8 protein-coding genes are annotated in these 14,019 nt (G+C 43.2%); 7 read left to right on the forward strand and 1 reads right to left on the reverse strand.

Annotation, left to right across the window (positions count from 1 at the left end):
• Positions 1-123 precede the first annotated feature (123 nt).
• The 5 genes from AB1L08_RS14805 (at position 124) to AB1L08_RS14825 (ending at position 7,881) form a co-directional block, all read left to right on the forward strand.
• A complete protein-coding gene (locus tag AB1L08_RS14805) occupies positions 124-849 on the forward strand; it encodes an MOSC domain-containing protein (protein ID WP_413065443.1) in 726 nt (241 codons plus the stop codon).
• A gap of 254 nt (positions 850-1,103) precedes the next feature.
• Positions 1,104-2,507, forward strand: coding sequence for a S8 family peptidase (locus tag AB1L08_RS14810; RefSeq protein ID WP_413065444.1), 1,404 nt, complete (start codon positions 1,104-1,106; stop codon positions 2,505-2,507).
• A gap of 426 nt (positions 2,508-2,933) precedes the next feature.
• Positions 2,934-5,069, forward strand: coding sequence for a hydantoinase/oxoprolinase family protein (locus AB1L08_RS14815; RefSeq protein WP_413065445.1), 2,136 nt, complete (start codon positions 2,934-2,936; stop codon positions 5,067-5,069).
• A 24-nt stretch (positions 5,070-5,093) separates the two neighbouring features.
• Positions 5,094-7,379 (forward strand): hydantoinase B/oxoprolinase family protein, encoded by a 2,286-nt coding sequence (locus AB1L08_RS14820; protein ID WP_413065446.1) that lies wholly within the window; start codon positions 5,094-5,096, stop codon positions 7,377-7,379.
• Between the two features lies 1 nt (position 7,380).
• Positions 7,381-7,881 carry an acetone carboxylase subunit gamma gene (locus AB1L08_RS14825; RefSeq protein ID WP_413065447.1) on the forward strand — a complete coding sequence of 167 codons (501 nt, stop codon included), beginning with the start codon at positions 7,381-7,383 and terminating at the stop codon, positions 7,879-7,881.
• 356 nt (positions 7,882-8,237) lie between these two features.
• Here the strand turns inward: AB1L08_RS14825 and AB1L08_RS14830 are convergent, their stop codons facing one another.
• The gene (locus tag AB1L08_RS14830) at positions 8,238-10,169 is read right to left on the reverse strand and encodes a sigma-54-dependent Fis family transcriptional regulator (RefSeq protein WP_413065448.1); all 1,932 of its coding nucleotides are present in this window, start codon (positions 10,167-10,169) and stop codon (positions 8,238-8,240) included.
• Positions 10,170-10,485: 316 nt separating this feature from the next.
• Between AB1L08_RS14830 and AB1L08_RS14835 the strand changes: the two genes are divergently transcribed.
• Together AB1L08_RS14835 and qoxA are read left to right on the forward strand one after the other, a co-directional pair.
• A complete protein-coding gene (locus tag AB1L08_RS14835) occupies positions 10,486-12,201 on the forward strand; it encodes an ABC transporter ATP-binding protein (protein ID WP_413065449.1) in 1,716 nt (571 codons plus the stop codon).
• A gap of 876 nt (positions 12,202-13,077) precedes the next feature.
• Positions 13,078-13,971 carry a cytochrome aa3 quinol oxidase subunit II gene (gene qoxA, locus AB1L08_RS14840; RefSeq protein ID WP_413065450.1) on the forward strand — a complete coding sequence of 298 codons (894 nt, stop codon included), beginning with the start codon at positions 13,078-13,080 and terminating at the stop codon, positions 13,969-13,971.
• Positions 13,972-14,019: the final 48 nt, after the last annotated feature.

Raw genomic sequence — 14,019 nt, forward strand, 5'->3', positions numbered from 1 at the left:
ATTGCGATTTGTCGCAATGGAACCGTGACCCTTTATGGTTACGGAACCTCCCCATTTCAATGGGGAGAGGTTTCAGGGGAACTAATATCATCTATGTAACGTAACCAAAAAGGAGGACGCTAAATGCTAATCGGCCATATCAAGGAAATTGTCCGACATCCTGTCAAGTCTTTTCACGGAGAAAGTGTCCAAAATACAAAAGTAATGAATTACGGATTATATGGGGATCGCAGCCACGCTTTTTTAGATGAAAAAAGACCGGGAAAATTTTTGACCATTACACAATTCCCGGAAATGGCCCGATATAAAGCAAGGTTTGCAGGTGTAGAGTCAATGGAGGAATATCCCGAGGTAGAAATAATAACACCCGCGGGAAAAGTCGTCCATTGGGGAGATGAAGAACTCATAAAGGATATTGAAAGCAGATCGAACAGGAAAATCTCTCCCATTGCCTATACACCTACACATGTGCCTTTAGGGGCCATTGAAGAAGAACATATTCAACTTGTAACGGATGCCTCTGTAGAAAAACTAAAAGAAATTTGGGGAAAGTCAGTGAATTATCGGCGTTTTCGCCCCAATCTACTTATCTCCTTAAAAGAAAAAATCCCTTTCATGGAAGAGGCTTGGTTCGGCGAAAGAATCAAAATAGGGAAGCAGGTTAAAATACAACTAAAAAGACATTGTGAAAGATGCATGATCATCACTGTTAATCCCGATAATGGAGAGCGGGATCCCGATTTATTAAAAACAGTTGTAAATGAAAGAAATAATCATTTTGGCGTTTATGCGTCTGTCATAAAAACTGGTGACATTCGAGTAGGAGACGAGGTTTCTCTGATAAATTGAATTGGTTTGAATATCGTTTTCAAAAAAATGCAAGACTCTATATATAGACCTTTTGGAAGATTGGACTTTTGGGAGCCATTCTGGCTAATCGCGGCATATTTACTATTTATCTATTGAAAAGAGTTGATGGTTTTTTCGTCTCCTCTTAATGATGTTGAAGCTGTTCATCATAAAATATTTTATTTTGGAAAGCATAAACAATAACCAGGGATCGTTTGCTTCAAGATCAATTTTTCACAACATGAGGTGCAGCCATGCGAAGAAAGTCCTTTATCATCATCACTTTGTTCTTTATTTTGGGGATTGCAGCTTTTGCGGGGATGAATCTTAACAGGCAAGCGGGTGAGGCGCCCATTCACTCCAATGAAGAACGGAGTGTCAGAGATTTACAAGTCAGGAATTTACAGCAAGAAAATTCTCATTTCCAAAAAATAGACATGCTGCAACTAAATAACGACATAAAAAAGCAATTGAATAACAGCCCCACTATCAAGATGATCCATCATAATGAGCAGGATAAAAGCCATTACTACGACAAGGAAGTCGTAGTCAATTTTAAGGACTATCCAAGTAAAAAGGAAATAAATAAAATGCTCCGCGAAATGGATGGGGAACTTAAAAAAAGGCTTGATTCCGTTTATATTTTTCAATCAAACAGCCAAACGACGGCTGAGCTAATACAATATTTTAACCAAAACGATCAAGTTATGTTCGCAGAACCACATTATATTTTCTTGCAAAACGAAGTAAACGATACGCTTTACCAAAACTATCAATGGAATTTGCCGGCGATCGGTACGGAAAAGGGATGGAGCGTTACACGGGGCTCTAAAGATGTAAAGATTGCGGTAGTTGACACAGGTGCTGATCTGAATCATCCCGATCTTTCCGGCCGGCTGGCAAAGGGTTATAATGTTCTTGCCAAAAATAGTCATCCTGACGATGATAACGGGCACGGTACCCATGTGGCCGGGATCATCGCTGCTGTGACGAATAACGGCGAGGGTGTAGCCGGGATTACCTGGTATAATCCGATTATGCCGGTAAAAGTGATGAACGCAGAAGGGATTGGCGGATCTTTGGATGTAGCGGAGGGCATTCGCTGGGCGGCTGATCACGGTGCTGACGTCATCAACTTAAGCCTTGGGAATTATCAATCCTCCTTAGTTTTAGAAGATGCCATACGCTATGCGCTCGATAAAGACATCGTTGTTGTCGCGGCGGCTGGGAATGATAACACAAACCAGCCGAGTTTTCCTGCAGCCTTGCCTGGGGTGATCAGTGTGGCTGCAGTGGACTGGAAAGGCAAACGGGCCCCGTTTTCAAACTACGGGGATCATATTGATATTGCGGCGCCCGGGGTTTATATTCCCAGCACTTTTACCGACGGACAGTATGCAAGCCTTACCGGTACATCCATGGCCGCTCCCCATGTCAGCGCTTTGGCTGGATTAATCCGCTCTGTTAACCCGGATTTGACGAATACGGAAGTCGTGGAGATCATCACACAAACGACGCAAAAAGTTGGGTTGGACGGCCTTTCCATTTATTATGGAAACGGAATTATCGATAATACAAATGCATTGCGGTTAGCCTATACAAGAACAAAGCCTCTCGGACGGGCAAGAGAGTGGTTTAACCAATTTAGCGGTCGCTGACTGATTCGATGTTCTGTATTATTCGCAGTCATAAAGCGGACTGGATTCCTTGGGCCCGTCAATGACCAACAACAAATGGATGCACTCGAAAGTTGTGTTGGAACCACCGGTTAATGCATGGAAAATAAACGATGATGATAGGGTCCCTTTATCAAGAAGGGGCTTTTTCGATTTTTTAAAAATGCTTGCCTTGCGCAGCGCCCGGCTTGTCCGTATTATCATGCAAGCAGAAAATGCCCTGAAGGTGTAACCGTGAAACGTATCGCTACACTTGTAGCAAACGAATACAATTTTTCAATCCGTCTTTTTTAACACGTTAAATTCTCATTGATATTGCCGACCGGAAAAGGACATTGATTCAAATAATAAGTTGGCATGTAATTTGCAATATGAATATTAACCAAAAATGAAAGGAGAGACAAACATTTGGCAAAGTCACAAATTCTGGCCATCGATGCCGGCGGCACAATGACAGACACGTTCATTATTGACGAAAAGGGGGATTTTGTTGTTGGAAAGGCCCAGACCACTCCCATGGATGAGCACATAGGCCTTATTAACTCGGCCAAAGATGCATTGGGACAATGGGAAGCGGAAGTGGAGGAGGAATTTCCCAATCTCCGGGCTGGAGTTTATTCAGGGACCGCCATGCTAAATCGGCTTGTATCCAGGGTGGGGCGGCGCGTTGGATTGGTTGTAAATAAAGGAATGGAAGATAACCATCGGATGGGAAGAGGACTCCAATCATATCTAGGTTATTCATATTCCGACCGCATTCATATTAACACGCATCATTTTGATCAGCCTTTAGTACCGAGAAAATGGACTGTAGGTGTGACAGAGAGGGTTGACATGTTTGGAAATGTTGTCATTCCGTTATATGAACACGAGATCGAATCGGCAATCCAAAAGTTGATAGATGAAGATGTGGAAGCCATTGTCATCAGTTTGCTCCATTCATACAAGCATCCTCAGCATGAGCGGAAAATAAGAGATGTTGCGAATGAGTTAATCAAGAAGGCGAACAAGGATATTCAGGTTTTTGCCACTGTAGATTATTATCCGGTTCGAAAGGAATCGCACAGAACAAATACAACGATTGTCGAAGCGTATGCCGCGGAGCCCTCCCGAAAAACATTGGAAAAAATAGATACATCTTTAAAGGAAAATGGAACCGATTTCAATTTGAGAATCATGGCGAGCCATGGAGGGACAATCAGTATAAAAGCAAATGAATTAGCCAGGACATGCGTTTCCGGTCCGATTGGGGGTATGATAGGGGCCAAATATTTAGCAGAAAGTCTGGGGCTTAAAAATGTGGCATGTTCGGATATTGGCGGGACCAGTTTTGATATCGGACTGATTACACAAGGGGATTTGGCCATTAATTCCAGTCCCGATATGGCCCGGCTTGTTTTATCCTTGCCGCTTGTTTCAATGGATACAACAGGTGCAGGTACCGGCAGCTATGTACGCATTGACCCGAACTACGGGAATCTGACACTGGGGCCGGATAGCGCCGGATCTCTCGTCGGTGTTTGCAATCCTGAAGGAGGCATTGAAACGGTCACCGTTTCCGACTGCCATGTCGTCATTGGCTTGATCAATCCGGATAATTTTATTGGCGGAGCTATTAAACTATCCCGGGAACGTGCCTATCATGCGGTTAAGACACAGATAGCAGATCCCCTTGGATTATCCGTAGAAGAAGCGGCTCTGGGTGTGATTGAATTACTCGAATCACAGCTTCGCAACTATTTGGAATCCATGATTCTGGGAAAAGGATACTCGCCTTCGCAATATGTATGTTTCTCCTATGGAGGGGGAGGACCGTTACATACAGCGGGTTACACGAAAGGGTTGGGCTTTGAAGATATTTTGATCCCTGCATGGGCTGCCGGTTTTTCGGCGTTCGGCTGTGGAGCGGCGGATTTTGAATATCGGTATGATAAAACACTGGATCTAAATGTTGACGAAAATGCTGAAGAAGATGCCGTATTAAAGGCTGGAAAGGAATTGCAGGATTCATGGAACGAATTAAAGGAAAAGGTGACTGAAGAATTCAGGAAGAATGATTATTCGCCTGACGATGTTCATTTCCGTCTCCTGTACCGTATGCAATATCAAGGGCAGCTAAATGACCTGGAAATCGAAGCACCGATTAAGGAATTTAAAGATACCGGGGACTTTGAAACACTTGTCAATACATTTGAGGAGATGTACACCCGGGTATATGCTAAATCTGCCTTGTCGCCGGAACTGGGTTATTCCATTACCGGAGCTATTGTTCGTGGGGTTGTTGATGTACCGAAACCAGAGATTCCGTCTGAACCCTTATCCGGGGAATCTCCACCGAAGGAGGCCTTCTTGGGAAACCGGCAGGTCTACTGGAATGATGGTTGGCAATATGCTGACATTTACGAGATGGAAAAACTGATGCCGGGAAATAAGATAAAAGCGTTCTCCATTATTGAGTCAACAGCGACAACTTTGGTTGTTCCGACAGGGTTTGAAGCTTATTTGGATGAAAATCGGATTTTTCACCTTAAGGAATTAAAATAATCGAATCGCAAGGAGGTATTTAACTTGGCAAAGGCGTTAGTGGATATTCAACCGAAAAAACAAAAACCGATTGGCTGGGATGGAAAGACATTAAAACAAATGCGCCAGGAAATGACAGAAATCAGTAAAGAAACGGGACATTATGCCGGATTAACTTCATTGCCTTTTAAAGAATCAGATCCCATCAGATTTGAAAAAATTTATTCCAAACTTCGCGGCGGGGTCGTTCATGCAAGGGAAACAGCAAAAAAAGTGGCTGCTTCTCCCATTGTAGAGCAGGAAGGTGAATTGTGTTTCAGTTTATATTCACCTGAAGCTGACTCCATTGTGACCTCCACAGGCATTATTATCCACGTTGGTACAATGGGAGCAGCAATAAAATTTATGATTGAAAATGATTATGAGGACAATCCGGGAATCGCCGATAAAGATATCTTCTGCAACAACGATAATCACGTTGGAAACGTGCACACATGCGATGTTCACACACTTGTACCAATATTTTGGGAAGGAGAAATTGTTGGCTGGGTCGGAGGAGTCACTCACGTTATCGATACGGGAGCCGCTGCTCCAGGCAGTATGCCGATGGGACCCGTCCAGCGTTATGATGACGGTTATCAAGTAACTTGCCGGAAAATTGGCCAAAATGATGTTTTATCCAGGGACTGGCTGCTTGAAAGCACCCGATCTGTCCGAGCGGTAAAATATTGGACATTGGATGAAAAAACACGCGTAGCCGGCTGTCATATGATTAGAGATCTTGTTTTGGACGTCATTCAAGAAGAAGGTGTGGATGCCTATAAACAATTTATCCGGGAAATTATCGAAGATGGACGACGCGGTTTTGTCAATCAGGTAAAAACAATGTTAATCCCCGGCAAATACCGGCAGGTTTCCTTTAGTGATGTTCAATTTAAAGGATTGGATCTACCGAAATTCGCGCAAGTCGATACAATCATGCATTCACCATCGGAAATTACGGTGCATAAAGATGCCAAGCTGGAAATCGATTTTGAAGGAGCAAGCCGCTGGGGGTGGCATCCGTTTAACGCCACACCAGTATCAATGACGAGCGGAATTTGGGTCATGCTCTCGCAAACTCTTGTGCCAAACGACCGAATCAATGATGGAGCCTATTATGCAAGTAAATTTGGTACTCCTTTGGGATCATGGCTGAATCCTGATGACATCCGATCCGCACACTCTAACACATGGCATGCGCTTGTAGCTGCCTGGTCACCGCTGTGGCGCGGATTGAGCCGGGCATACTTTGGACGCGGCTATTTGGAAGAAGTAAATGCAGGAAATGGCCACACCTCAAACTGGCTGATGGGCGGCGGGATTGATCAATATGGAAGTCTTTCCGCCCTGAATAGCTTCGAAACCGCTGCGTGCGGTGTAGGGGCAAGTGCTGTAAATGACGGGATCAGTCATTCAGCTGCGTTATGGAACCCGGAAGGTGACATGGGTGACATGGAAATATGGGAACTTCTTGAGCCGCTGGTTTATATGGGCAGAGAAATATTGCCTGGTTCAGGCGGTGCAGGAAAATATCGCGGCGGCAACGGCTGGCAATCGCTGCGTTTGGGCTGGGGTGCCAAAGAATGGACCATGTTCGTGGCAGGTGCCGGTGTCATGGCTACAGATTGCGGGTTAATGGGAGGATATCCGGCCTCGGCAGGCTATCGTTTTACAGCATATAACACTAATGTAAAAGAGAGGATTGAAAAGCGGCTGCCCTTGCCGCTGGGAGGCGATACCGATCCGGACAATCCGCTTTATGAAGAAAATTTGGAAGCTGAAATCATCCATCGTGACAGGCAAACTTGTTCCACCCAAGAAGAATTCGGGGATTATGACCTCATTATGAACTATTTGCGGGGAGGCCCGGGATTCGGTGATCCAATCGAGCGTAAGCCGAAAGATGTGGAAGATGATTTGAATCAAAGATACATCCTCCCGCGTTATGCAGAAAACGTATTCGGCTGTGTCTTCACAGAAGTAAACGGCACGTATACAGTCGATGTTGAGGCAACCGAGAAAAAACGGACCGAAATCCGGAAGGAACGCTTAAAGAGAAGTATGCCCACGAAAGAATGGTTAAAAAAGGAGAAGAAAAGCATACTCGATCAAAAGGCATCATTGCAAGTAAGGAATATGTATGCTGAAAGCTTCGCGCTCAGTGAAAAGTTCACAAATGAATTTAAGGAATTTTGGGATTTGCCTGATGACTGGATGATTTATGAGGAAGATTTAAATATGCCTAAACTTGGAAAGCACATTAATCGCTTTAAGGCAGGGGTGAAATAAAATGGCAAAATACGATAAAAAATTAATAGGGGAATTGATAGACGGAACACTGGAATTCTATCAAATAAAGACAATGATGTCATCCCATAAAGACAAAGAGCGGTTTGATATTTATTTGAGTGTCCTGCAGGACAGAGTTCCTTGGGATGACCCAATCTTGCTGCCGATTGGAGAGCATCTATTTATCGTTCAAAAACAAAATGGCGACCGTATAGTAAAGTGTGATTGTGGACATGAATTTTGTGATTATAAAGACAATTGGAAACTCCATGCAAATATATTTGTTCGAGACACCGAAGAAAAAATGAATGAAATATACCCCAAGTTGATGTCGCCGGATCCGGAGTGGCAAGTATTAAGAGAATATTATTGTCCGGGATGTGCCGCTCAATTGGAGGTCGAAGCTGTCACTCCCTGGTATCCGGTTATTAAAGACTTTGAACCGGACATCGATACTTTTTATAATGAATGGATCAAAGTGCCATTGCCAGGCAAGGCCTAATATCCATAGGGCGACGGTTTTTAACCGTCGCTTTTATTAAAGTAGCGATGCACCTGGTACATTCATCACGGAATACAGATAAAAATGGCAAACCCAAAATAGTAACATCCTGTACATTGCCTTTAACAGGTAAAAGGGTTGAATTGAATGATGATGGACCTGGAAGTGATTGATTTAACGGATAAAGGTTTAAAACTGTTGAAGTCACAGAGGGTTATACAGCAGAAGACATTCAAAATATGACTGAACCAACACTCATGGTTGATGATTGTGTTTTCCCAAACAGCCATTAATGACTGACAGCTTTCAGTGAAAAACGGTTTATCCCTTCTAAAATTAAGGATAAACCGTTTCCTTTATGTAACTGGCAGCTGGTATTTTTCTAATTTGCGGTACAGGGTGGTCCTGGCAATCTGGCAGCGTCTGGCAACCTCTGATAAATTCCCTCCCGTTTCCTCGATCAGCTGTTTGATTTTATGCCTTTCTTCCTGTTCCAGCTCGGAAAGTGAGAGCCGCTGATCAATGAGCCGCTGGCTGCTTTTTTGTATAGAGTCGGGCAAAGAGTTCAGGGTAATCTGATTATTACTGCAAAAAAGCACGGCATATTCAATCGTGTTAGTCAATTCTCTTATATTTCCCGGCCATTTGTATTCGTTAAGCAAAGAAAGAACATCGTTCCCGATTGTAGGAACTGGTTTATGGTGTTTTTTTGCATATTTGATAATATAATACCGGATCAGGAGCGGGATATCTTCTTTGCGCTCTCTAAGGGATGGGATATTGAACTCTACAACATTAAGTCTGTAATAAAGATCTTCCCGAAATTTCCCTTCCTGAATCAGCTCCTTCATATTTCTGTTTGTGGAGGCTATAATTCTGACATCGACCGGCCTTGGACGGGATGACCCAAGCCGTACTATTTCTTTTTCCTGCAAGACACGCAAAAGATACACTTGCAAATCAAGCGGCATCTCACCAATTTCGTCCAGCAATAAAGTTCCGCCATCGGCTTCTTCGAACTTTCCCGGCTTTCCTTTGGGATTTCCGCCTGTAAAAGCGCCTGACTCGTAGCCAAAAAGTTCACTTGCCAACAATTCTTTTGGTATGGCTCCGCAATTAATAGCAATGAAGGACGATTGATGACGGGAACTCTCTTTATGAATCGCTCTTGCGAAGATTTCTTTTCCTGTCCCGCTTTCTCCGGTAAGCAGAATCGGAACGTTCGTGGGAGCGGCTATTTTTACTCGGGCTATCAGTTGATTCATTGGTTGGGAATTTCCAATGATTCGTCCCCAATGGGTATAATCCCTGATTTGATTTGTTTTTTCCAGATGGAGCAAATAGCCGATTCTTTCCGTTCCGTCTACAATAACTTGGACAAATATTTTGATTTGCAGGGAAGGAACATCCAGTTCCCATTCTCGTTCACTATTTGTAAGCAGTGAATTTCTGATATGCTGGAACTCGGAATGGACCCCTATTTGCCTCCAGTGGTCAATTTGCAGCAAGAACCGGCATTTTTGATCGGCATGAACGATATTTAACATCTCATCAAGCACTATGACACTATCGGAATTCAGCTTTTTTGCAAAGTTCTCATAATGTTCTTGTAATCGATGTCTTTGTTTAAAGGAATGGGCTTTAAAGTTTTGTTGGATCATTTCTGAAATATTTTGAACTACGCTGAGAGAATGCGGTTGGCCAAGCTCATTTGGAGCAGTTAAATCAATAATACCCAAATTTTTTCCTGTTAGAGGATCTTTGATGGGAGCAGCGGAGCATATCCACGGATGAACACCTTCGCAAAAGTGTTCATAAGAGAATATCTGAATGGGATGGCCGACCGCCAATGCAGTTCCAATTGCATTGGATCCTGCAGCTCTTTCACTCCAGTCCGAGCCGCGGATGAAGCTCATCTTTTCGGCTTGAGCTTTAATATGATGCTCCCCCTCTAAATGGATAATTCTTCCTTTGTCATCCGCCAGGGTAATGAGATGACCGGTGCCCTTTATTTGCTCATGTAACGTACGAATGATGGGAAGGGAGGCTGCATATATTTTCGACTTGCTGATTGTTTCGGATAAACTATCATCGTCCATAATAATTGAAGTTTGTTTTTGGAGCGGATCAACCTCATATTCCTCACATCGCTTCCACGATTGGTAAATCGCTTGCCGTATTCGATTCGGCTTTTGCTTCTCGGATACAAAATTGTCCCACTCTGATTCCAATTCTCTCATTTTTATATGAAGGTTATTAGCGGAAAGAACAGCCAAATTTGTGTTCACAATGCAAGTCCCCCTTCAATAGACTATCCAAATGACAAAAAATGGAATGTTACACATAAAATGAAAGGACAGGTCAGCCATTGGCATGAAGAAGCTCATCAATAAAATTATATTATTAATATTTGGAGGAGTCAAACAATTTAAATTTCGTTATCATGGAAAAGTGTTATATCAACTTTTTAAAGGGGGTTTTTTTGAATCATGAAGGAGTTTGGTTTAACCTTAATGAAAAAATAATTCATAAAATTTCTTGCATTATAAAATACCTGTCCATATAATCTACATTAATGTTGTTTTTTAAAGGGAGCGTTGAAAAATGGTCCGTCGTTTTTTTACCTATTATCGTCCCCATCGAAAACTGTTTATTCTTGATTTTAGCTGCGCGGTGATTGTGGCCGTGCTCGAGCTTGCTTTCCCGCTAGCCGTGCAATGGTTTATTGATAGACTGCTTCCTGCCGGAAATTGGTCCATGATTGTTGCAGTCAGTATTGCTCTTGCGCTGCTCTATGTCATCAGTACGTTTTTGCAGTATATTGTCAATTACTGGGGACATAAGCTCGGCATCAATATTGAAACAGATATGCGGCAGCAACTGTTTGAGCATGTGCAAAAGCAATCATTCCGATTTTTTGACAATAACAAAACCGGGCATATCATGAGCCGGATTACGAATGATCTGTTTGATATTGGCGAATTGGCGCATCATGGACCGGAGGATTTGTTCATTGCAGTAATGACATTTGTTGGGGCGTTTTGGATTATGCTGACGATCAATGTCAAATTGGCGCTCGTAACGATTTTGGCAATGCCACTGCTGATTTGGCTGATCACTTTTTGCAATATCCGAATGAATCGGGCATGGAAGCAGATGTACAGCGAGATCGCCGATGTTAATGCCAGGGTGGAGGACAGCGTATCCGGGGCAAGGGTGGTCCAATCGTTTACAAACGAAGATTATGAGATTCAAAGATTCACAAAAAATAACCGGAAGTTTCGGAGTGCAAAGCTTGGTGCCTATCGGGTCATGTCTTACACTTCTTCGGGGATGTATATGATGACAAGGTTTGTCGTTCTTCTTGTGCTCATATATGGAGCCTGGCTAAGCTTCAACGGCAGCCTGTCGTACGGTGAACTCGTCGGCTTTGTCCTTTATGTAAATTTACTGTTTAAACCGATTGATAAAATCAGTGCACTGCTGGAGCTTTATCCAAAAGGAATGGCCGGATTTAAACGTTTTACCGAGCTGATCGACCAGGATCCGGATGTGGTGGACGAAAAAGACGCCATCGAAGTACCGGCGTTGCGGGGTAATATCATGTTTGATAATGTCACCTTCGGTTATGATGAGGGCCAAACCGTGCTTGAAGGGATCAATCTGTGTATTGGTGCCGGAGAAACAGTGGCTTTTGTCGGGCCTTCAGGGGCAGGAAAGACAACGATCTGCTCTCTCATCCCGCGATTTTATGATGTCGATCAAGGAACCATCTCGATCGATGGCATAGACATCCGGAGCATGACAAAAAAATCGCTCCGTTCCCAAATTGGCATTGTACAACAGGATGTGTTTTTGTTTACCGGAACGATTCGCGACAATATCGCATACAGCCGGCTTAATGCGACTGATGCGGAGATCAGGGAAGCAGCGCGTCGTGCACATCTTGAAGATTTCATTGACTCCCTTCCCGCCGGCTTTGATACGGAGGTGGGAGAAAGAGGCCTGAAGTTGTCCGGCGGGCAAAAGCAGCGTATCGCGATCGCACGGATGTTTCTGAAAAACCCGCCGATCCTGATTTTGGATGAGGCCACCTCAGCTCTTGATGCCGAAACCGAGATGATCATCCAAGAAGCGCTGGCCGAGTTGGCCAAAAACCGGACTACTCTTGTAATTGCCCACCGCCTGGCAACGATCCGCAATGCTGATCGAATCGTTGTCGTTACCGAAAACGGAATTGCCGAACAGGGCCGCCATGACGAATTGATTGAAATGGGAGGCATTTTTGCCAGCCTGCATCGCGTCCAGTTTCAGCGTTAAGGTATGTTGGATCGTTCACTAAGAATAAGCTGTAGCCACTTCGAAGATGCAGCAAATTTGCTTTTAAAAACAAATACCGCCATGCAGTTATTGCAAGAGAAGTGGGATGATCCTGCAAAACTCGTGTTCCCAAGCAAAAACGGATCCTATTTTTGAAATTAAAATCATCATCGTGGATGATAACCCATTTATTTGAGAAGGCCTTAAGATCATTTTCATTTTGAAAACATGAAAAACTTCATGTCAAGTTATGAAGGAATGCACTTATGCACGTGCGTTCTTTTTTTTATTCTTTATACAGAGTTTAATCGAATGTGTTCATATGAATATTTTGGAAATCAATAATTTAACAAAGACCGATTGAAGTCATGCCAAAGTTGGTTCAAAGAATATCCGCGTTTCTTCCTCAACGCTGGACGGTGGATACCTTGACAAAATTGCAGGACGGAAGCATATTTGGCAGCTAATATTAAACCTTCTGATCTTGTTTGCTTTTGCAGCGGCCTGCTTTCTCGTTGCAATTTATCATTTTAGCTGCAATAACAGTACAAAAAGCTTCATTTAAAGGAGAAAGGCTCCATTAATTTGTGTCACTGAGGTGGTGGGGAGAAAATAAAGAATGCCACCTTTACTTCAAACAATTTAATCGGTAATTTCTTTCGGTTGGAGGGGTTTATAAAAAAATATTGTCCAGTTACCACCGTTTCTTTGAACATTTTGTTACCAAAAACCAGGGTGACTCAAGAACATTTTGTGACATGTATCACAAACTATTGTTATTACATTTTGATGGTAATAAGATAATGGTAAATTGATCACAGATTAAACGATAAGTTATTGCTGCCAAGGTTTAATTCAAAGAAAGGGGTCCCCTCCATGAAAATGAAATGGGCTTTTTTATGTGTAGCCATCTCTATTCTTACAATGCTGACGGGTTGCGAATCATTAATGGTTTTGGATCCTAAAGGGCCTCAAGCTGAAACACAGGCCAATGTCATTTGGATATCGATTGCGACGATGGCCATCATTGTTGTTGCCGTTTTTGTCCTTTTAATCATCATGTTAGTAAAATACCGCGCCTCGAAACAAGGCGAGGATTATGAACCGCCGCATATTGAAGGAAATCCGGTGGTGGAGTCGATTATTGTCGGGATTCCGGTGCTCATTATTATTTTCCTTTCAATCGTTACGGTTAAATCAACCTATGCAGTTGAAGCAACGCCGAAACAACATGAGGGGCAGGAACCATTGACGATTTATGCTTCGTCTTCCAATTGGAAATGGCATTTCAGTTATCCGGAAGAAGATATTGAAACAGTCAACTATTTGTACATCCCAACAGATCGGCCGTTGGAATTTAAACTATATTCATACGGGCCAATCACAAGCTTCTGGATTCCGCAGCTCGGCGGACAAAAGTATGCGATGGCGGACATGGTCACCACGTTGCACTTGGCAGCCGATACTCCCGGGGAATACATGGGAAGAAATGCAAACTTTAGCGGGAAAGGCTTTGCTGAAAATACGTTCCAAGTGAAAGCAATGCCGGAGAAGGAATTTGATGATTGGGTTGACGAAGTGAAAAAGACTGCCGAACCTCTTACGGAAAAGAAATTCGATAAGCTGCTAGAGCCTGGCCATCTGGGGCAATTAACATTCAGTGGAACACATTTGCGCTTTTTGCCTCCCCCGGAGGGTGAATATGGTGGACATCATCATGAAGGCAATGAGTCTCAAGAAATCCATTCAGAGCACAACCATCATAATTGATAGCTTAACAGTTTTATAACCGTTTTTAATGCTGAACATTTACCGGGA

The sequence above is a fragment of the Siminovitchia jepli genome, assembly GCF_047228825.1.
In the GTDB taxonomy this organism is placed as follows: domain Bacteria; phylum Bacillota; class Bacilli; order Bacillales; family Bacillaceae_C; genus Siminovitchia.